Annotated in this window: 13 protein-coding genes and 1 pseudogene; 9 read left to right on the top strand and 5 right to left on the bottom strand. The window is 61.6% G+C overall.

Annotation, left to right across the window (positions count from 1 at the left end):
* Positions 1 to 58 precede the first annotated feature (58 nt).
* A complete protein-coding gene (locus ACP7CZ_RS10050; RefSeq protein ID WP_197900134.1) occupies positions 59 to 4,954 on the bottom strand; it encodes an alpha-2-macroglobulin family protein in 4,896 nt (1,631 codons plus the stop codon).
* A gap of 299 nt (positions 4,955 to 5,253) precedes the next feature.
* Here ACP7CZ_RS10050 and ACP7CZ_RS10045 point away from each other — a divergent pair, with 299 nt between their 5' ends.
* Positions 5,254 to 6,600, top strand: a complete 1,347-nt coding sequence (locus tag ACP7CZ_RS10045) for an MATE family efflux transporter (protein WP_294166968.1) — start codon at positions 5,254 to 5,256, stop codon at positions 6,598 to 6,600.
* A 100-nt stretch (positions 6,601 to 6,700) separates the two neighbouring features.
* Positions 6,701 to 7,027, top strand: a complete 327-nt coding sequence (locus tag ACP7CZ_RS10040) for a hypothetical protein (protein WP_294166966.1) — start codon at positions 6,701 to 6,703, stop codon at positions 7,025 to 7,027.
* An 80-nt stretch (positions 7,028 to 7,107) separates the two neighbouring features.
* Here ACP7CZ_RS10040 and speA read toward each other — a convergent pair whose 3' ends face one another.
* From speA to ACP7CZ_RS10020, 4 genes are all read right to left on the bottom strand, one after another.
* Positions 7,108 to 9,021 carry an arginine decarboxylase gene (speA, locus tag ACP7CZ_RS10035; RefSeq protein WP_034126423.1) on the bottom strand — a complete coding sequence of 638 codons (1,914 nt, stop codon included), beginning with the start codon at positions 9,019 to 9,021 and terminating at the stop codon, positions 7,108 to 7,110.
* Between the two features lie 142 nt (positions 9,022 to 9,163).
* Positions 9,164 to 9,535, bottom strand: coding sequence for a translation initiation factor Sui1 (locus tag ACP7CZ_RS10030; protein ID WP_003188201.1), 372 nt, complete (start codon positions 9,533 to 9,535; stop codon positions 9,164 to 9,166).
* A 306-nt stretch (positions 9,536 to 9,841) separates the two neighbouring features.
* Entirely contained in the window at positions 9,842 to 10,378 is a 537-nt protein-coding gene (locus tag ACP7CZ_RS10025; protein ID WP_034126422.1) for an NUDIX hydrolase, read from the bottom strand.
* Positions 10,379 to 10,380: 2 nt separating this feature from the next.
* Positions 10,381 to 11,448: a DUF2333 family protein gene (locus ACP7CZ_RS10020; protein WP_003188197.1), complete on the bottom strand. Its 1,068-nt coding sequence runs from the start codon at positions 11,446 to 11,448 to the stop codon at positions 10,381 to 10,383.
* A gap of 298 nt (positions 11,449 to 11,746) precedes the next feature.
* Here ACP7CZ_RS10020 and ACP7CZ_RS10015 point away from each other — a divergent pair, with 298 nt between their 5' ends.
* The 7 genes and pseudogenes from ACP7CZ_RS10015 to ACP7CZ_RS09985 all read left to right on the top strand — a co-directional run bounded on the left by ACP7CZ_RS10015 (position 11,747) and on the right by ACP7CZ_RS09985 (position 20,479).
* The gene (locus ACP7CZ_RS10015) at positions 11,747 to 13,417 is read left to right on the top strand and encodes a response regulator (protein WP_034126420.1); all 1,671 of its coding nucleotides are present in this window, start codon (positions 11,747 to 11,749) and stop codon (positions 13,415 to 13,417) included.
* 1,499 nt (positions 13,418 to 14,916) lie between these two features.
* Positions 14,917 to 15,432 (top strand): annotated as a pseudogene (locus ACP7CZ_RS10010) (methyl-accepting chemotaxis protein); the annotation flags it as partial.
* A gap of 304 nt (positions 15,433 to 15,736) precedes the next feature.
* On the top strand, positions 15,737 to 16,192 hold the full coding sequence (gene aroQ, locus ACP7CZ_RS10005; protein ID WP_003188192.1) for a type II 3-dehydroquinate dehydratase: 456 nt from the start codon (positions 15,737 to 15,739) through the stop codon (positions 16,190 to 16,192).
* Positions 16,193 to 16,216: 24 nt separating this feature from the next.
* Positions 16,217 to 16,681, top strand: coding sequence for an acetyl-CoA carboxylase biotin carboxyl carrier protein (gene accB, locus ACP7CZ_RS10000; protein ID WP_054918788.1), 465 nt, complete (start codon positions 16,217 to 16,219; stop codon positions 16,679 to 16,681).
* A gap of 17 nt (positions 16,682 to 16,698) precedes the next feature.
* Entirely contained in the window at positions 16,699 to 18,060 is a 1,362-nt protein-coding gene (accC, locus tag ACP7CZ_RS09995; protein WP_003188188.1) for an acetyl-CoA carboxylase biotin carboxylase subunit, read from the top strand.
* A gap of 262 nt (positions 18,061 to 18,322) precedes the next feature.
* Positions 18,323 to 19,201: a 50S ribosomal protein L11 methyltransferase gene (gene prmA, locus ACP7CZ_RS09990; RefSeq protein WP_034134793.1), complete on the top strand. Its 879-nt coding sequence runs from the start codon at positions 18,323 to 18,325 to the stop codon at positions 19,199 to 19,201.
* A gap of 30 nt (positions 19,202 to 19,231) precedes the next feature.
* A complete protein-coding gene (locus ACP7CZ_RS09985; RefSeq protein WP_181124985.1) occupies positions 19,232 to 20,479 on the top strand; it encodes a DUF3426 domain-containing protein in 1,248 nt (415 codons plus the stop codon).
* Positions 20,480 to 20,481: the final 2 nt, after the last annotated feature.

Here is a 20,481-nt window from a genome sequence, read left to right as displayed (position 1 = left end):
AGGAAACACGCGTTCTCGTTGACGTTTTTCGCGAGCAAGCTCGCTCCTACAGTGTCTTTCAGCGGCCCTTGATCACCATATCCACTGGCGTCTCGCCCACCGCCTGCCAGTTCGGCCGATACATCGACTCCACTTGCGGCGGCGGCACGCGGTAGGTTCCCGGCGTCACCGCCCGTGCCAGGTACAACAAGTGCGTGGTGCCATAGCCATCCAGATTCATCGCCGCCACATAGCGGTCGTCCCTGAACTCCTGATGCTTGAGCGAGGCATTCTGCATCGACTCGCGCCACTCCTTCACCTGGCTGCTGGCGTTCTCCAGGCTCGCTGCGCTTTGTGCCAGGTTCTGGTTTTCCAGTTCCAGGCCGGCGGGCAGCAAGTCCACCACCAAGGCATCCGGCACGCGTTGCTTGGCACTGACGGCCAGGTGCACCAGCACCAGGTCGCCGCTGTTGAGGCTGCGCAAATTCAACGGCTGGCCATTCATGCCCAGGTATTCGCGGCGAATACTCAGGTTCTCGCCACCCGGGGCAGGCGGCACTTGTGGGTAACCCGAGATTGTCAGTTGCTGGTAGACCGGTACATCGCTTTGATTGGTCAGGCTCAAATTGCCGGAAAGCAGCTTGCCTTCCAGGTTGAGCGTCGACTGCTGGTTATTCAGCTCATGCTCCCCGTCGCTGCCATCCAACAGCACCTTCCACGCCGATTCGGGCTGGGCGAAACCCAGCCGCCCGGCCAGGAACAGCGAGTTGCGCTCCTGGGTCGACAGATAGGGGCTGGCCGCCAACTGGTCCGACAAGGTAAACAGGCGCTCTTCACGCTTGCCCTTGGCCAAGTCATTTTCCTCCAGCAACGCCAGAATCATCGCCTGATCGCGCAACGGGCTGCCGTAGTCGGCCAGCCACTCCTTGGCACTGCGCTGCGCCGCCAAACCGGCAAGCAAGGCTTGATCGGCACGCGGCTGGTCGCCCATTTTCTGCAGGGCGATGGCCAACTGCACCAACGGCAAGCCGGAGCGTGCGTCGCTGCGCCGTTCGAACAGACTGCGCAACGCACCCAACGGCGCCTGCTGACTGCGCGCCAGCACCATACCGGCGTAGGCCTGTACGGCAAACCGGGTGTGTTCGGCGTTGTCGCTGTAATCCACCTCGATCAGGTTACGTTCCTGCACATACCGCAACAGGCGCTCGCTGGCCTTCTTCAAGGCTTCAGGCGGTACTGCAAAACCCTGGTCGCGGGCGCGCAGCAGGAAGTCGGTGACATACGCAGTCAGCCAATATTCTTCCTCGCCATCAGCGCCCCACAAACCGAAGCTGCCGTTGTAGCGCTGCATGCCCAGCAGGCGCTCGATGCCCAACTCGATCTTGCGCTTGCGCTCGGCATCCGGCTCGCCCTTGATGCTCAGGCGCTTGAGCAGCGCATCGTCGGCATACAGCGACGGGTACAAGCCACTGGCGGTTTGCTCTAGGCAACCATAGGGGTACGCCTTGAGCGCACTGATCTGCGCGCCCAGGTTCAACGGCGGCCGGCTCGACAGGCTCAACAGCGCCTCACGCCCCGAGGCATCGAACTGATCCAGTGCGCCCGCCGGTAAGCTCCACGGCTGATCCTTGATCACGGCGCGGTAATGCTTGAGCAAGGCCGGGTACGCCGGGCGCACGCCTAAGGTCCATTCGCGGCTGAATGGAGGCAGGTTTTCCCCCGGCAGGTCCAGGCCATTGACCGTAACCTTGACCTTGCCCTGACCGAAACCGCCCCAGGCTTGTACCGGAATACGCAGGGTGGTGCGCTGGCCTTGCTTGAGTTCAACCGATTGCGCGTCGCTGTTGACCAGTTCCAACGGCCCTTGCGTCGTTAATTGCACATCGAGTTTCTGCGCCTTGCCCGACAGGTTTGAGAGGTCCAGGGCCAGGGTGGTCTGGTCGCCTCCTGCCAGGAAGCGCGGCGCCGACAACTCGGCAATCAGCGGGGCGGCAATCACCGTCTTGCCTTCCGCCATACCGTAGCGATCATCGCTCCAGGCTTGGGCCATCAGGCGCAGTTCGCCGTTGAAGTCGGGGATATTGACGCTGACTTCGCCCTCGCCTTTGTCGTTCAGCGTCACCGGGGCGCTTTGCAGGGCGACGATGGTTACGCTGGTGTCCGGGCGTTTGCCGCCTTTGGCCAACGCCGCGTCGCCACCAAATGCCAGACTGGCCAGGCGCCCTTGGCCGGCTTCAATCAACTGGCCGTAGATGTCGAATTGGTCGACGCCATAGGCTTTGCGGCCAAACAGGCTGGCGTACGGATCGGGCGTTGGAAATTCGGTGATATTGAGGATGCCCACGTCCACTGCCGCAAGCAGTACGTGCACCTTTTGAGGCACACTGCCATCGGCGTTTTTGGCGGCGATCTTTACCGTCAGCGGTTGTTTGGGGCGCATTTTTTCAGGTGCAGTGAGGGTCAGGCCGAGTTTGCGCTGGGTGCGATCCAGCGGCAGGTGCAGCAAGCCCACGGCGCGTTTAGGCGTGATATTGGCTTTGCGCTCGCCGGGACGAATCACCAGGGCGCTCACATACAGATCGTGGCTCGACCATTTAGGGTCGAGCTTCACCGCAAAGCTTTTGCCTTCGGCCGGCACGTCGATTTCCTGCCACCACAGCGGGCCTTCGGCAGACTCCACCAACAGGTAGCCTTTACCGGCAGCCGGTGGCGTGACGGTGACGTTGGCGGTGTCGCCATCGCCATAGGCGGGTTTGTCCAACGCTAGCTTGACCTGGTCGGGGCGCACGGCGCCGCCTTCGGTGTTGTCCTGGGCCTGGTAGCCGGCCCAGAAACGCAGGCTGCTGACCAGCCCGGTCTGCGGGTCTTCGACCTCCACGCGGTAAGGGCCCCACTCCACCTGGAAGCTGACCTTGGCGGTGTCGCCCGCCTTGATGTTCAGGCTCTGCTCATCGAGGTTGAGGAATTTCTCGTTGAAGTGGTAGCTCCAGCCGTCATTCTCCGAGTAGTTCCAGTAGTAGTCGCGGCGCTCACGCACCAGGCGCACCTTGAGGTCTTGCGCGGCCAGTTTCTGACCGTCCTGGTTGGCCACCAGCACTTCGAATTCCACCGGGCCATCGCCGTTGGTTTCCTTGCCGTCAAACAGGCCACGCAGGCCCGGCAATTGCTCGGCCGGCCAGATCGGCTGCACCAGGCGCCGGGTGATCGGCCGACCGCCGGACTCCTGCAGGCTGGCTTGCACAATCAGTTGCAACGGCGACTTGGCCTCGGCCCACTTGCTTTCCAGGGTCAGCGCTTGCTCGCCATTGGCGTCGAGTACGCTTTCGTCCAGTTCGAAATCCTGGCTCAGCTCTTCTTCAGTGACGGAACCGAACTGGTAGCCCGGCAGGGATTTGACCGCCTCGCGCAGTGGCCGCACGTACACCTGGCCACTGACGCGGTTACCGGAGGCGGGCGCGCCGTAGAGGTAACGACCGTTGACCTGGATGACCGGGTTATCCGCCGGGCTCAACGCCGTGTCACTGCCCTTGAGTTCCAGCGCCAGGCGTTCGGGCAGGAAGTCTTCGACGAGAAATTCATAGAGTTGCGGCTTGCCGTCACCGAGGTCGAACACCAACTGCCAGCGCCCGGTCGGCGCCTCGCCAGCCAGCTGCAACGGGTATTGATACAGGCCCGACGCGTCGGCCTCCCACACGAACTTGCGACTCACCTGTTCATCCGGGCGCCGCACTTCGACGCTCACCGGCTGAGGCTTCACCGCCTTGCCATCCTTGTCACGCAACAGCGCGTTGAGCAGCACGGTTTCGCCGGGGCGATACAAATCACGCGGGCCGAACACAAAGAACTGCAACGGGTGGGACGGTTGCCCGCCGATATCGAACTCCGCCAAATCCAGCGCGGCGCTGTCCAGGCGCAGCAGGCTGGTTTGCTCGCCCTGCTTGGCCAGTAACACCTGGGCTTTTTTCGGCAGCGGCAACTCGGCGTGGCCACCGTCTTCGGTCTTGCCCTGGCCGAGCACGCGGCCTTCGGCATCGAGGATTTCCAGTTCGACGCCGTTGAGTGCCTTGCCGCCTTCCAGGGCCTGGGTAAACACATCCAGGCGATTGGCGTAGCGGTGCACCGACAGGCCGATATCACTCAAGGTGAACAGGGTGGCCGGTTGCGAATAGTTGTAGGTGCCCGAAGCGCGCATCACCGCGAGGTACACGCCCGGCTGCTGCAACTGCTTGAGGCCGGCAATCGGTAGCAACAGGGTTTCGCGGGTATTGCGCGCCGGGTTCAGGTCGAAACGCCCGCCGTACACCAGTTCGGCCATTGGCAGCAGTTCACGGGACTCATAGCTTTGCAGGCTGGTATTACGCCCCCACTGCGCCAGGAACGACGGCAGGGATTCGGGTTTGATCCGAAAGAATTCCACGTCGATCTTGTCGACATTCAACGCGATCACCGGCAGGCCCTCGGCCAGGCGCGTCGGCAACAGGGTGCCACGGCTGGCGAAGCCGACGGTGGCTTGCAGGTCGCGGGTTTCCAGGCGGGCGCTGTATTCGGCGGCGAGGGTGTTGCCGTTGACCGCCTTCACCCCTGCGTCCACGGTCAGCACCAGTTTGCGCTGCGGTTCAAGGTGGCGCAGGCGCAATTCCATCAGGTTATCGGACAGTTCCCAGGCGCCATCGACCTTGCCGGACTTGCTGTCTACCAGGTGCAGCTTGTCGGCGAATTTCTGATCGGGGTCCAGCGGAATGGAAAAACTCACCGACAGCGTGCTGGCCCCATCCAACTGCACCTCGGACACATCCACCACGCTCAGCTCACGCCCGGCATAGCGTTGCTTCAACGCTGCCACGTCCACCGCCGCTTTCACCGGCTTCGGCGCTGCCGCCACGGTGGGCGCAGGCGGTGCAGCGGGTTTATCGGAAGAATCGCAAGCGCTCAGCAGGGCCAGCGCGCAGGCCAGGAACAGTCCTTTGTTAAGCATGGGGCACTCATAGTCAGAGGGAACCGAGGGGTGAACTATATATCAGCGCCGACCAAGCTGCTGCGGCGCCGGTCACATTGACCGACGGAGGGGCGGTTGGTTCTAGGTGGGCATGAAGCCAAGCCAAATCCCACAGCCACTGGAGATCAAACGGTGGGAGCTGGCTTGCCTGCGATAGCGGTCTTTCAGCCGATATCTTCACTGGCTGACCCACTGCTATCGCAGGCAAGCCAGCTCCCACATTGGTTCTGCTGTGTGGCGGGTTGACGGTTACAATGCCGCTCTACCAAGGAGCCTTCATGACCGCCCTGCTGACCGACTGGCGCCACCGCCCCACCCATCGCCGCGTCTGGGCCCTGGCCGCGCCGATGATCCTGTCGAATATCTCGGTGCCCTTGGTGGCTCTGGTGGACAGCATGGTCATCGGCCACCTGCCCCACGCCCACCAACTGGGTGCCGTGGCTGTCGGCGCCAGCCTGTATACCTTCCTCGCCTGGGCCATGGGTTTCCTGCGCATGGGCTCCACCGGGTTCGCCGCCCAGGCCGCCGGGCGTAACGATGGTGCAGCGTTGCGGCAAATCCTGTTGCAAGGCTTGCTGTTGGCGCTGGGGCTGGCGATGTTACTGGGTACCGTGGGCATTCCCCTGAGCCATCTGGCCCTGGAATGGATGCAGCCCTCGCCCGAACTGAACCAACTTACCCGCGAGTTTTTCCACACCCGCCTGTTCGGCCTGCCCGCCGCTCTCGCCAGTTATGCACTGGTCGGCTGGTTCCTCGGCACCCAGAATGCACGAGCGCCATTGGCGATTTTGCTGACCACCAACCTGGTCAACATCGCGCTTAACCTATGGTTCGTCCTCGGGCTGGACTGGGGCGTGGTCGGCTCCGCCCGAGCCTCGGTGATCGCAGAGTGGACCGGCGCCCTGCTCGGCCTGGCGCTTACGCAAAAAGCCCTGCGCGCCTATCCTGGGCATATCGCTTGGGCCGCCTTGAAATTGTGGCAAAGCTGGCGCCCGTTGCTGGCGGTCAACCGCGACATTTTTATCCGCAGCCTGGCGTTGCAGTCGGTGTTTTTCATGATCACGGTGCAAGGCGCAAGGCTGGGAGATGCCACAGTTGCAGCCAATGCCTTGCTGCTCAATGGGCTGTTACTGACGGCACATGCCCTGGATGGCCTGGCTCACGCGGTCGAGGCTCTGTGCGGCCACGCCATCGGCGCACGTGACCGGCAAGCGTTACGGCAGTCATTGGTGGTTGCCTGTGGTTGGTCGCTGATCGCCAGCGTGGGTTTCGCCCTGCTGTTCACCTTCGGCGGCCATCTGTTCATCGCCATGCAAACCGATATCCCCAGCGTGCGCGAAACCGCCGCTATCTACCTGCCCTACCTCGCGGTATTGCCGTTGATTGCGGTGTGGAGTTATTTGCTCGATGGGCTGTTTATCGGTGCAACGCGGGCGCGGGAAATGCGCGATGGGATGTTGCTGACGGTGATGCTGGTACTGCCGATTGCCTGGGCCTTGCAGGGCTTGGGCAACCACGGACTGTGGATAACTTTTTTGCTATTCATGGCGGTACGCAGCTTGATCCTGGGGGCGATTGCCTGGTGGCTGAGCACGCAGAATCGCTGGCTAAGCGATACCCGCTGACACGAGCCCCTACCTGTTACTTCTGACAGGTTACAAGCCGATTTTTCAAGCGTTGAATAGCGGTGGGCAACCTCCCCTGCTTACGCCAAGGAAAATCGCTATGAATATCAAACGACAAACAGGCATCGTCACCCTTTGGGTAATCGCCACGCTGAATACCGCAGGCTGCACGGCGCCATCGAACTCAACAGCGCAGCCGACCGGGACACTGCGGGTGGAGAACCAAATGGCCGGTGAGTACACACTCGTGGTGATACATGGGACTGAACAGCACAGAATCACCAAAGGCGAATCAAAGGACCTGACAATCGATGGAAAAGAGGTGCTCCTGTCGCGCCTCAACAGTCAGGGCACAATAACGCAGATAGCCCTCAACGTTCACTCAGAGAGCAAATGCCCAGTGACGCAATGCTTGCTCGTAAGGTGACTTGATCAACGTCGTGCCAATGCGGCCGGCCTCACAGGAACTAAACGAACACTCGCTCAGTTCCGGTGAGGCCGCACGACTCAAGAAGACAAGTAAGAAGAACGAGTCAACCCAAGACGCAACGCATCCAGGAACTGGGTACGCTCGGACGCCGAGATCTTCGCGCTCGCGCACTTGTCGCGGTAGTGCGTCATCAACTCTTCCGGCGACAAGTGCACATAGCGCAGCATGTCTTCGATGGTGTCGTGAGTCTCGATCCCGGCGCTGTACACCGAACCGTCTTCACGCTGGTAGATGTTCACCGAGTCGGTGTCACCGAACAGGTTGTGCATGTCGCCCAGGATTTCCTGATAGGCGCCGACCAGGAAGATACCCAGCAGGTAGTCCTCGCCTTCGTTCAAGCCGTGAACCGGCAGGCTGGTTTCGATGCTCTGCTCGTCGACGTATTGCTTGATCTTGCCGTCGGAGTCGCAGGTCAGGTCTTGCAGCACGGCGCGGCGCAGCGGCTCTTCGTCGAGGCGGTGCAGCGGCAGGATCGGCAAGACCTGGCCGATGGCCCACGTATCCGGCAAGCTCTGGAATACCGAGAAGTTGCAGATGTATTTGTCGGCCAGCTTGTCGTTGAGTTCGTCCAACACCTGGCGGTGCGAGCGCTGGCGGGCTTTCAACGAGTTGTGCAGGCGACGGCACACCGCGAAGTAGCACTGTTCGGCCAGGGCTTTTTCGGCCAGGGTCAGCTTGCCATCGGCGTACTGGGTGGCCACGTCGCTCATGTAGTGGGTGGCGCGCCAGTAGGTTTCGGTGACCATCTCGATGTCGGTCGGGCCCAGCAGGTCCACCAGCCATTGCACGGTTTCCGGCAGGCTTTCCTTGTTTTCGATGGTCGGGATTTCGTCGTTGTGCTTCTCGACGTCCGTCACCTGCACCACCAGCATGGCGTGGTGAGCGGTCAGGGAGCGGCCGCTTTCGGAGAAGATGTTCGGGTGCGGCAGGCTCTGCGCGTCGCAGAATTCCTTGAGCATGCCCACTACCACGCCGGCGTAGTCGTCCATGTCGTAGTTGATCGAACTGGCGTTGCGCGAGTGCGTGCCGTCGTAGTCCACGCCCAGGCCACCGCCGACGTCGATGTGGTCCACCGGCAGGCCGAGGTTGCGCAGTTCGCCGTAGTAACGAATGGCTTCCTTGAACCCGTGCTGGTAGTCGGCCAGGTTGGCAATCTGCGAGCCCATATGGAAGTGCAGCAGGCGGATGCCCTGGTCCAGGCCGGCTGCGCGGAAGCGCTCGACCACTGACAGCAACTGGGCTGCCGACAGACCGAATTTGGATTTCTCGCCACCGGTGTCCGCCCACTTGCTCGATGCCAGGGACGACAGACGCACACGCAGGCCCACCTGCGGCTTGACCTTGAGGCTCGCCGCCTCTTCGATCACCAGCCCCACCTCGGACTCTTTCTCGATCACGATGAACACGTTGTGGCCGAGCTTCTGGCCCATCAGCGCCAGGCGGATGAACTCACGGTCTTTATAACCGTTGCAGACGATGGTGCCGCCCTTCGGCGCCAGGGCCAGCACGGCCAGCAGCTCAGGCTTGGAGCCGGCTTCCAGGCCGATGGAAACGTTCTGGGTGGCAATGATGTTCTCGATCACCGCTTCCTGCTGGTTCACCTTGATCGGGTACAGCGCGGTGTACTTGCTCTGGTATTCCAGGCGCTCGATGTTGGCATCGAAGGCACCGGTCAATTGGCGCACGCGGTCTTGCAGGATATCGGGGAAGCGCACCAGCAGCGGCAACGACAGGCCGCTTTTGCGCAACTCATCGACTTGCTCGTACAGGTCGACGGGCGTGCTGTTCGGGCCGTTCGGACGGACTTCTACGCGACCGGCTTCATTGATCGCGAAATACCCGGCCCCCCAATGGCGAATCCCGTAAACACTGCGGCTGTCCGCAACTGTCCATTGGCTGCCATCGTCTTTGCGTGTGCGTCGTACGGACATCGAAGTCCCCTATTAATGAAGGCGAAGGCGCCACCTCTCGCGGAGGCTGGCGCAGTCTAAAGAATGAAAATGACGATTTGCCTGCAAGGGAAGTAGACCCCACTGGCAGGACAGAGTTTAGCCACAGGTTGGGAAGAGGCTTTCAGCCGCCGGACTTCTTGGCCTTGTACCCGAGCTTGATCAGCTCGGCCAACAGCAACTCGACGTGATCGCCCTGAATCTCGATAACCCCGTCTTTCAACGCGCCACCGGTGCCACAGCGCTTTTTCAGCGAGGTGGCCAATTCCTTCAGGGCTTCTTCAGCCAGGGGCACGCCGGTGATAGTGGTCACCGTCTTGCCGCCACGGCCTTTGCTCTCGCGACGCACGCGGGCAATACCGTCGCCTTCGGGGATCAGGGTCTGTTTGCAGGTGCACGAATCCACGGGCTGACGACAGTCCGGGCAGTGTCGACCTGCGTCGGTGGAAAATACCAGGCCACCAAGGGCGGCGAAGGATGCGGCTTTTTTGGCCACCGGCAATCCTCTTGGGAGGATGAAGACTGATCGGCGCCGCACAAGGCGGTGACCGACCGCGAAGCCCCACTCAGGCAGGGGCAGCGCTACCGAACCGTCAAGGCCACCACCATTGTAGGAGCGAGCTTGCTCGCGAAGATCGTCAACGATAACGCGGGCATTCAGCCAGCACGCGGTGTCTTGGCGTTTTTCGCGAGCAAGCTCGCTCCTACAGGGTGAAACAATAGCGGTTCGGGTGAAAAGGCGCGCAGTGTAACGGCAAAAAGCCAAGTTGCTAAGAGCCAAATGGCGCCAATTTATACAACTTTAGCGACGTGAGGCGAGATACCGCCGCAAGCCCTCTTGGGCGTCCGGGCAATAAGACTTTTGCTCGGCCTCTGCAAGCACCGTTTCAATGGATAGAAAACGCGCTTCCATGACCTCTTCAGGCTGCAAACACAGTGGGCCGTCCCATACAGCAGAGTAGGACGTACACCACAGGCGGCTGTCGCCATCTTCAAAGTAAAAATGATCGTGCTCGACCAACTCCACGCCACTCACGCCCAGCTCTTCCGCCAATTCCCGCTGTGCCGACAGGGCATAGCTTTCTCCCGCCGCCACCATCCCGCCCGCCGCCGTATCCCAGAACCCCGGGTACAGGGCTTTGCTCAGCGTGCGCCGGTGCACACACAGCTCGCCTTTGGAATTGAACAGGAAGATAAACGTGCAACGGCCGATCAAGCCGCGCTGGCGCAGGTCGGACCTGACCAGGTGACCGAGCAGGTGGTCCTGCTCGTCGACCCAGCAGATCAGTTCAGCGTCGGAGGCTGCTCGGTGTGCGGCCTCCTTTTGAGTAGCGTCCATCATCAACCCTGGTTGAGGAGCTGACGCAAGTCGATCACTGCAGCGTTTGCCCGGGAAATATAGTTGGCCATCACCAGCGAATGGTTCGCCAGTACGCCGAAGCCACTGCCGTTAAGAATCATAGGACTCCATACCGGTTCTTGCGAGGCCTCTAGCTCCCGAATGATCTGGCGCACGCTGACGGTGGCATTTTTCTTGGCCAGTACGTCGGCAAAATCGACTTCGATGGCACGCAGCAGATGGGACAGCGCCCATGCCTGGCCGCGCGCTTCGTAGAACACGTTGTCGATCTGCATCCATGGGGTTTCCACCACTTCTTCATCGACCTGCGGCACTTCACCCGGCGCCAGCGCCTCGGTTTTCAGCGCAGTGTTCAACTTGACCCGGCCCACGCTGGCGGACAGACGCTGGGACAGCGAGCCCAAACGTGTGGCCACATCGCCCAGCCAGTTGTTGAGGTTGTCGGCACGCGCATAAAACAGCGCGCCGCGCTGGTTCGGGTCAGACAGGCGCGCTTCGTAGCGGCTCAGGGAATTGATGCCTTCCTGGTATTCCGACTCACTGGATGGCAGCACCCAACTCTTGTTGTCGAAGTTGAAGCGCGGCTCGGCCTTGGCCAAGTCAGCGTCTTCAGCCGACTGCGACTGGGAGCGGGCGAAGTCTTTACGCAGGGCACGGGTGAGGTCACGCACCTGCACCAGCACGCCGTATTCCCAGCTCGGCATGTTGTCCATCCACAAGCCTGGCGGGAAACGGTCGTTGGAGATGTAGCCGCCTGGCTTGTTCAGCAAGGTGCCAACCACGGTCTTGAGGGTTTCGACGGTGGTGTAACCCACCACCATCTGCTTGCCTTCCTTCTCGGCGGCAAGCTGGGCATTTTGCTGCACCGGAAACAGCGCCGGCTCTTGGCTCCAGTACCAACCCAGGCCACCGGTGACCAGCAGGTACAAGCCGATGATGCTGAGCAACGCCCGGCTCATCAGCAGGTTGCGAAAATAGCTGCGGTTGGCCGACTTGGGCTCAGGGGCGGGGCCTTTGGCACTGCCTTCGCGGTTTTTCCAGTCCAGCATGGCGATATCCTTTCAATCACTTGAGTTCATGCACGTCAATTGTCCGGGTGCGTTCAGACATTCCGACCACAACCCTACCCCATCGTGCCCATCGGTGCGGGGCTTTTACACGAAAGTGGCGCACCAGCGCGCTTGGACTATAAAGGATGCACGCGATTTACGCTGCGCGACCCACTGGTCAATAACTGAATGGCAGGCACGCAGACTTAATTGACGTATGACACTCATCTATCAGAAAAGAGGTGCTAGCATAGAGCCATCAGTCGACCTCAGCATGCACCCTCACAGTAGTCAGGATATGACCGAGTCAGAAGACCCCAGCCGCGAGCGTCTCAAGCAGCACTTTGCCCAGCGGGTAATTCATCAGGCACGTCAAATTCTTGAGATCTGGCAGCGCCTGCAACGCAGCGAGTGGTCGAACGCCGACTTTTCCGAACTCAGCGAAGCCAACCTGCGCCTGCAACGCTTCGCCGAACGCTTCGAACAGCCCGAACACACACAACTGGCACGGCATATCAGTCAATCCTTGCAGGCTGTGGACGAGAACCGTGGCCGTCTGAGCAGCCAACTGATCACCGAGCTCAACCGCTTGATGCAACGCCTGTCCCGCACCGGCCTGCGCCAGGGCGATCAGCTGGAGCAAACCTTCCTGCCGCCGATGCGCAAGCCGATCTATGTGATGCTGGCCGACCATGACCGCGCCGAACGCCTGGCCAAGCAGTTGGAGTTCTTCGGCATGGGCGCCCACGCCCTGGACAGCGTCGCCGCCTTTCGCGCGTCCATGGCCGAGCGTTTGCCGTCAGCGATCGTGATGGACGTGGACTTCTGCGGCACGGGCCTGGGCCTGAAGCTCGCGGCAGAGGCCCAGGAGGGCCTGGAGCAAAAGCTGCCGCTGTTGTTTTTCAGCCTGCACGAAACCGACACCCCGACACGCCTGGCCGCCGTACGCGCCGGCGGCGAAGAGTTCCTGACCGGCACCCTGGAGGCCTCAAGCCTGCTGGAAAAGATCGAAGTGCTAACCTGCGCGGCCCAGTACGAACCGTACAAAGTGCTGATCATCGACGACTCGCGGGCCCAGGCGCTGCACACCGAACGCCTGCTCAACAGTGCCGGCATTGTCACTCGCACATTGACCGAACCGATCCAGGCCATGGCCGAGCTGGCGGATTTCCAGCCCGACCTGATCATCCTCGACATGTACATGCCTGCCTGTACCGGCACCGAACTGGCCAAGGTGATTCGCCACAACGACCGCTACGTCAGTGTGCCGATCATTTACCTGTCGGCCGAGGACGACCTGGATAAACAGCTGGATGCGATGAGCGAGGGCGGTGACGATTTCCTCACCAAACCGATCAAGCCGCGTCACCTGATCACCACTGTGCGCAACCGTGCGTCACGTGCGCGCAACTTGAAGGCACGGATGGTGCGCGACAGCCTGACCGGGCTGTACAACCACACGCATATCCTGCAACTGCTCGAAGATTGCAGCTTCCGCGCACGCCGCGAGAACAAGCCGTTGAGCTTTGCCATGCTCGATATCGACCACTTCAAGCGCGTCAATGACAGCCACGGCCACCCCATGGGCGACCGGGTGATCAAGAGCCTGGCACTGTTTCTCAAGCAGCGTTTGCGCAAGACCGATTACATCGGCCGCTACGGCGGTGAAGAGTTCGCCATCGTGATGCCCGACACCGACCTGGAATCGGCCTGCAAGGTGCTGGACGACATTCGTCGGCGCTTTGCAGAAATCCACTACCCCGCCCAACCGCAGGATTTGTGGTGCACCTTCAGCGCCGGCCTGGTGGAGCTGTGCGACGGTTCCGACAGCTTGATGATGGCCGCCCAGGCTGACGAAGCGCTGTACCGCGCCAAGGACGCCGGACGTAATCGCGTGCAAGCAGCTCGCACATCAAAGCAAAGTGCCATCTTTTCACCAGAATCCACCGATTCGGTCATAACGCTGTAATACAAACGCAATAAATTCAGGCGCTTATCTCTTGCCGTCGGTTGAAACCCCGCATGCGCCTGAAGCTGCTGACCAATCTCAATACCCTTCTGCTGGTGGCTGTGTGCCTGGCCCTCGGGGCGACACTGTGGTGGTCGCAACGGGCGCTGGAGCGTCCGTACTTGTTGATGGAGCGCTACCTCGGGTTGTCCCAGGCCTTTCAAAACCAGGCTGCCCGTAACATCGAGGACTACTTAGCCAGCGGCGATGCCCTGCGCCTGAGCAGTGCAACCCAGAGCCTGGAAAGCCTGCAGCTTCAGCTGGGCGAACTGCCGCCCGACTTGGCGCAAAACCTGCGCCCCAGCCTCATGGACCTGGAGACTTTCAGCAAGACCGACCTGTTGGCCGCCGGTAAATTGGCTGGCGACCCGCAAGCCCTGTTGCTGCAAGCCGAGCGTGAACTGGGCGCGAACCTGGAACAATTGAGCCAGTACGCCAGCGGTGTCAATTCCGCGGAGGCTGCGCATTATATGTCGCCATTGCTCGCAGCCTCACAGCACCTGGGCAAACTGTCCCTGGCCCGCGACAAGCTAGTCAGCAGCGGGCGCGCCGAGTTGGCCGCGGATGTCGAGCGGGAAGTGACCAACCTGCGCACTCAGGCCGACCTGCTTGCGCAGCTGCCCTTATTGGGAATAAAGGCCAGCGCTGAATCCCACACCGATGATTTTTCCGCGTTGATGGGCCTGGAAAATACCGAAAAAACCGAAGCCCAGGACACCGGCGTCGACCTCAAGCGCGAACTCAACAGCCTGTTGACCCGCTACCCCGCCGAACTCCAACGCACCCGTGAACAGATCCAGCAACGCGCCGATCTCGCCGCCAGCACCCACCTTAAAATCACCAACGTACAACAGGCCATCGCCGGCCTGGAACCCGTGGTGCGCGCGCAACACGCGAAGATTCAGGGTGAAGTGCGTGTGATGCAGGGGGTGATGATTGGTCTGATCCTGCTGATCGCATTGCTGATCGATACCCTGCAACGCCGCCTGGCGCGCGTGCTGACCAACCTGGCACCCGCCTTGTCGACCTGGGCCGAAGGCGACTTCAGCCAACCGATTGCCCTGGGCAAGACCAACCGTGAACTGCACGATATCGAGGCCTCCCTTAACCGCCTGCGCGCCTACCTGGTGGATCTGGTCGGCACCATCCGTGGCAATGCCGAAGAAGTGGCAGGCAGCAGCCGCGCCCTGGCCGAACTGAGCAGCGGCCTGCACGACGGAGCCGAGCGCCAGGCCGGCGACACCGCGCAAATCCGTGATTCCCTGGGCGAGCTGGAAGCCACCATCCAGCAAGTCGCCGGGGATGCCAGCCAGGCCGCCGGGGCCAGTCGCAGTGCAGGCCAAGCCGTGGAGCAAGGCCAGCGCGTTATCGGCCTGAGCCTCACCGGGCTGCATGCGCTGGTAGGCGAAGTGCAGCAAAACGCGCAGATGATCGAGAAACTTGCCGAAGAGTCCGCCACCATCGGCGGCGTGCTCACGGTGATTCGCTCGATTGCCGACCAGACCAACCTGCTGGCGCTCAACGCCGCTATCGAAGCCGCCCGCGCCGGTGAAGCCGGACGTGGTTTCGCCGTGGTAGCCGACGAAGTGCGCTCCCTGGCCCAGCGTACTGCCGGCGCCACCGCCGAAATCCAGGGCCTGATCGCCGGCCTGCAAAGCGCCGCGCACCAGTCGGTAGAAGGCATGCGCGCCCAGGTCGAACACGCCGAAGCCACCGCCCAGCAGGCCCAGGCGGCGGATGGCGCGCTGGATGAAATCGTCGGGGCGATCCAGACCATCTCGGATACCGCCGTACGCATTGCCGATGTGACCGCGCAGCAGAGTGGCGCCGTGAGCGAGATACGCGACAACAGTGAGCGGATTCATCAATTGGGTGAGGATAATTTGCTGCGTATTGGCCAGGGCCGTAGCCAGGGCGAGCACCTGCTGGTACTGGGTGGGCAACTGACTACCGCCGTGCAAGCCTTCCGCGTCTAACCCGATCCGGCCCTCTATGAAGACCGCAATGTGGCTGATCGTTCCCACGCTCCGCGTGGGAATGTCGCCCCAGACGCTCCGCGTCCCGCTTTAAAGCCGTGACGCAGAGCGTCACTGGATGCGTGCCCACGCGGAGCGTGGGTGCGATCAGCTCCCACACTGACCAAATGCCGTCTCCCAGTCACAAATTTTGCGCAATCCTCGCTAATCGTGCCGGCTACTGCATAGAACTGGACAGTCACAAAGGCTTTGCGGCATAGTCGCCGGGTTCTGACGCACCCACACCAATAACAAGGAACAGCCAATGGCGACCTTACTGGTTCTTCACGGCCCCAACCTGAACCTGCTTGGCACCCGCGAACCGGGCGTCTACGGGGCAGTGACCCTGGACCAGATCAACCTCGACCTGGAAAAGCGGGCCCGTGAAGCCGGCCACCATTTGCTCTACCTGCAAAGCAATGCCGAGTATGAATTGATTGATCGCATCCATGCCGCGCGCGGCGAAGGCGTGGACTTTATTCTGATCAATCCCGCCGCTTTTACGCACACAAGCGTTGCATTACGTGACGCGCTGCTGGCGGTGAGCATCCCATTCATCGAAGTGCATTTATCGAACGTGCACAAACGCGAAGCTTTCCGCCATCACTCTTACTTCTCCGACGTAGCGGTAGGAGTGATCTGCGGCCTTGGCGCCAGCGGTTACCGACTGGCCCTGGAGGCCGCCCTGGAACACATTGAAGAACAGGCTAAACGCCCCTGACCGACCCTTGGGAGTTGATGATTCATGGATATCCGTAAAGTTAAGAAACTGATCGAACTGCTGGAAGAATCCGGTATCGACGAGCTGGAAATCAAGGAAGGCGAAGAGTCCGTACGGATCAGCCGTCACAGCAAGACCCCGGCCCAACAGTTCTACGCGCCACAGATGCAAGCACCGGCTCCAGCCGCCGCAGCTCCGGCTGCCGCACCTGCCGCCGCCGCTGCACCTGCCGCCCCAGCCGCTCCTGCGCTGAACGGCTTCGTGGTCAAGTCGCCAATGGTCGGTACTTTCTACCGCACCCCGGCACCGACCTCGCCAGCCTTCGTTGAAGTGGGCAAGGCCGTGAAAGTGGGCGACACCATCTGCATCGTTGAAGCGATGAAAATGATGAACCACATCACCGCGGAAAAAGCCGGCGTCATTGAATCCATCCTGGTAGAAAACGGTCAGCCGGTTGAGTACGACCAGCCGCTGTTCACCATCGTTTGAACCGCGGAGCGCCTTCGATGTTGAAACCTGCGAAGAAACTGCAAAAAGTCCTGATCGCCAACCGCGGCGAGATCGCGCTGCGTATCCTGCGCGCCTGTAAGGAAGAGGGCATCAAGACCGTCGCTGTTTACTCGACGGCCGATACCGAATTGATGCACGTGAAACTGGCGGACGAAAGCATCTGCATCGGCCCGCCACTGGCCACGAACTCGTACCTGAAAGTCTCGAATATCATCGCCGCGGCAGAAGTGACCGGCGCCGATGGCATCCACCCGGGCTACGGCTTCCTCGCGGAAAACGCCGACTTCGCCGAACAAGTGGAAAAATCCGGGTTTGCCTTCATCGGCCCGAAAGCCGAAACCATTCGCCTGATGGGCGACAAGGTCTCGGCCAAGGACGCCATGATCGCGGCCGGTGTGCCCACCGTTCCAGGCTCCGACGGCCCACTGCCTGAAGACGAGGAAACCGCTCTGCGCATTGGTCGCGAAGTCGGCTACCCGGTGATCATCAAGGCCGCCGGTGGCGGTGGTGGTCGCGGCATGCGCGTGGTGCACAAGGAAGAAGACCTGATCGAAGCCGCCAAGCAGACCCGCTCCGAAGCGGGCGCCTGGTTCGGCAACCCGATGGTCTACCTGGAGAAGTACCTGACCAACCCACGTCACGTGGAGGTCCAGGTACTGTCCGACGGCCAGGGCCACGCCATCCACCTGGGTGATCGCGATTGCTCGCTGCAACGTCGCCACCAGAAGGTATTGGAAGAAGCCCCGGCACCGGGCCTGGACGAGAAAGCCCGCCAGGAAGTACTGGCGCGTTGCGTCAAGGCGTGCATCGACATCAACTACCGTGGCGCCGGTACCTTCGAGTTCCTCTACGAAAACGGCCGCTTCTACTTCATCGAGATGAACACTCGTGTGCAGGTAGAGCACCCGGTATCGGAGATGGTCACCGGTATCGACATCGTCAAGGAGATGCTGAGCATCGCAGCCGGTAACGTGCTGTCCTTCACCCAGGACGACGTGAAGATGCACGGCCACTCCCTGGAGTGCCGCATCAACGCCGAAGACCCGAAAACCTTTATCCCAAGCCCTGGCCTGGTCAAGCATTTCCACGCGCCCGGCGGCAACGGCGTACGTGTGGATTCGCACCTGTACAGCGGCTACAAGGTTCCGTCCAACTACGACTCGCTGATCGGCAAGCTGATCACCTGGGGCGCCACTCGCGACGAGGCCATGGCCCGTATGCGCAACGCCCTGGACGAAATCGTGGTCGACGGCATCAAGACCAACATCCCGCTGCATCGGGATCTGGTTCGTGATGAAGGCTTCTGCGAAGGTGGTGTGAACATTCACTACCTGGAACACAAGCTGGCCAACCAGTAAGTGCTCCACCCAACAAAACCGCCTTCGGGCGGTTTTGTTGTTTATGGGCCACCGCCCCCTGATCGTTCCCACGCGTGGGAACGCCTCTTGTGGCGCTCCGCACCACGCCTTAACAACGGGACGCGGAGCGTCCGAGGCGGCATTCCCACGCCGAGCGTGGGAGCGATCGTCGGCGCAGTCGTCTTCTGGCTTGCTCTCGCGTAAACTTGCGCGCTTTCGCGGCCTGCCCGCCGCACATTCATTTTTTTCAAAGGTGCCCGCCATGCCTTGGCTGCAAGTCCGTCTCGCCATCAGCCCAGAACAAGCCGAAACCTACGAAGACGCGTTCCTCGAAGTGGGCGCCGTGTCGGTGACCTTCATGGACGCCGAAGACCAGCCGATTTTCGAGCCGGAACTCAACACCACGCCGCTGTGGTCCCACACCCACTTGCTGGCCCTGTTCGAGGACGGCACCGACGCCGCCGCCGTGCTGGCCCATATGGAACTGCTCACCGGCGGCCCGCTGCCCGAGCATCACAGCGAAGTCATCGAAGACCAGGACTGGGAACGCAGCTGGATGGACAACTTCCAGCCCATGCGTTTCGGCCAGCGCCTGTGGATCGTGCCAAGCTGGCACGCCGCGCCCGAGCCAGACGCCGTCAACCTGCTGCTGGACCCGGGTCTTGCGTTCGGTACCGGCACGCACCCGACCACCGCCCTGTGCCTGGAATGGCTGGACGGCCAGGACCTGACCGATAGCAACGTGCTGGACTTCGGTTGCGGCTCGGGGATCCTGGCCATCGCCGCCCTGCTGTTGGGTGCCAAGGAGGCCGTGGGCACCGATATCGACGTGCAGGCCCTGGAAGCCTCCCGCGATAACGCCGGGCGCAACAACATTGCCGAAGGCAAATTCCCACTCTACCTGCCTGAGGACCTGCCCCAGGTTCAGGCCGATGTGCTGGTGGCCAATATCCTCGCCGGGCCACTGGTGTCGCTGGCGCCGCAACTGTCGAGCCTGGTCAAGCCGGGCGGGCGCCTGGCGCTGTCGGGCATCCTCGCCGAGCAAGGTGAAGACGTGGCTGCGGCCTACGCCAAAGACTTCGAGCTGGACCCGATCGCCAACCGTGATGGCTGGGTACGCATCAGCGGTCGTCGGCGCTAGAATGAGCGCTTGCCTGAATCGGATGGCCGCATGACCGACAGTTTCGTCACCCAGTGCCCACATTGCCAATCGCGCTTTCGCGTCAACCACGCTCAGTTGAGCGTGGCCCGCGGCGTGGTGCGTTGCGGCTCGTGCCTGCAAGTGTTCAACGCCGCCCGCCAGTTGCTGGAGCAACGGGCCCAGGCGTCTGCGCCGGAACCTGAAGCGCCGACACCCCCCGAACCGATTGGCGAAGCACCTCCCGAGCCACCACGGGCCATCAGCCAGAAACAGTGGACGGCCGAAGAGCTGGACCTGGATAACCTGGACAAGGAACTGGCCAAGCTGGAACGTCGCGAGATCCAACATACCCAGGCCTTGGGTGCGGAACGTCGCCAGCCAGGTGCCGACCGTCGGCAAAAGGAAGAGTCCTTCAGCGCCAGCCGCGATACGGTCAAGGCCGAGGAAGAAAAGTGGGCGGCCAGCCTGTTCAGTGAGCCACCCCAAGAGCGCGCCCAGGCACCAGAAGAAGAGCCCGAGCCGGTTAAGGCACCTGCGTCCAAACAGCGCACCGAACCGTCCATGTCGGCCCACGTCGACGAACTCGATGACGCACCAGCTCTGCACGCCACTACCGTGGATGACGACCTCGACCCGCCGCTGATACCCACCCGCGACGAGCACGATGAACCTGAACCCGAAGACCGCGCACAGCCGCGCCGCAAGCGCGCGCGAACGGAGGCTGGTGTACACGACGAGTTACTCCAGGACCTGGAAGACGACCCCCTGCACCTGTATGCGCAGAAGCGTCCGTCAAGCTGGGGTCGCCGTCTGGTCTGGATATTGTTGGTGGTACTCGCCGCTGCCGGTCTGGCCGGCCAGTACATCGCCTACCAATTCGACGACCTGGCCCGCCAGGACGCCTACCGTCCCTGGTTCCAGGCGTTATGCCCGAAACTGGGGTGCACCGTGCCATCGCGGGTCGACATTACTCACATAAAGAGCAGCAATCTGGTGGTGCGCAGCCACCCCGAATTCGCCGGGGCGCTGGTGGTCGATGCCATCATCTATAACCGTGCGACCTTCTCTCAGCCCTTCCCGCTGCTGGAGTTGCGCTTTGCAGACTTGAACGGCAGCCTGATTGCCAGTCGTCGCTTCAAGCCCGCCGAATACCTCAGCGGCGAGTTGGCTGGCGTCAGCGAAATGCCCTCGCAGACGCCTATCCACATCTCCCTGGACATTCTTGATCCGGGCAATAGAGCCGTGAACTACAGCCTGAGCTTCCACTCGCCCGAGTAAAA

The sequence above is a fragment of the Pseudomonas sp. DWP2-2 genome (assembly GCF_049897065.1).
GTDB lineage: Bacteria > Pseudomonadota > Gammaproteobacteria > Pseudomonadales > Pseudomonadaceae > Aquipseudomonas > Aquipseudomonas paracarnis.
The sequence above is the reverse complement of the archived record's forward strand: the minus strand, read 5'-3'. Positions and strand labels throughout refer to the sequence as shown.

Excerpts from the sequence above, each read along its gene's own strand:
- ACP7CZ_RS10040 (WP_294166966.1), top strand. The coding sequence starts at position 6,701 with ATGAATATCAAACGACAAACAGGCATCGTCACCCTTTGGGTAATCGCC.
- accC (WP_003188188.1), top strand. The coding sequence starts at position 16,699 with ATGTTGAAACCTGCGAAGAAACTGCAAAAAGTCCTGATCGCCAACCGC.
- accB (WP_054918788.1), top strand. The coding sequence starts at position 16,217 with ATGGATATCCGTAAAGTTAAGAAACTGATCGAACTGCTGGAAGAATCC.
- ACP7CZ_RS10025 (WP_034126422.1), bottom strand. The coding sequence starts at position 10,378 with ATGGACGCTACTCAAAAGGAGGCCGCACACCGAGCAGCCTCCGACGCT.
- aroQ (WP_003188192.1), top strand. The coding sequence starts at position 15,737 with ATGGCGACCTTACTGGTTCTTCACGGCCCCAACCTGAACCTGCTTGGC.
- speA (WP_034126423.1), bottom strand. The coding sequence starts at position 9,021 with ATGTCCGTACGACGCACACGCAAAGACGATGGCAGCCAATGGACAGTT.
- ACP7CZ_RS09985 (WP_181124985.1), top strand. The coding sequence starts at position 19,232 with ATGACCGACAGTTTCGTCACCCAGTGCCCACATTGCCAATCGCGCTTT.
- ACP7CZ_RS10045 (WP_294166968.1), top strand. The coding sequence starts at position 5,254 with ATGACCGCCCTGCTGACCGACTGGCGCCACCGCCCCACCCATCGCCGC.
- ACP7CZ_RS10020 (WP_003188197.1), bottom strand. The coding sequence starts at position 11,448 with ATGCTGGACTGGAAAAACCGCGAAGGCAGTGCCAAAGGCCCCGCCCCT.
- prmA (WP_034134793.1), top strand. The coding sequence starts at position 18,323 with ATGCCTTGGCTGCAAGTCCGTCTCGCCATCAGCCCAGAACAAGCCGAA.
- ACP7CZ_RS10050 (WP_197900134.1), bottom strand. The coding sequence starts at position 4,954 with ATGCTTAACAAAGGACTGTTCCTGGCCTGCGCGCTGGCCCTGCTGAGC.
- ACP7CZ_RS10015 (WP_034126420.1), top strand. The coding sequence starts at position 11,747 with ATGACCGAGTCAGAAGACCCCAGCCGCGAGCGTCTCAAGCAGCACTTT.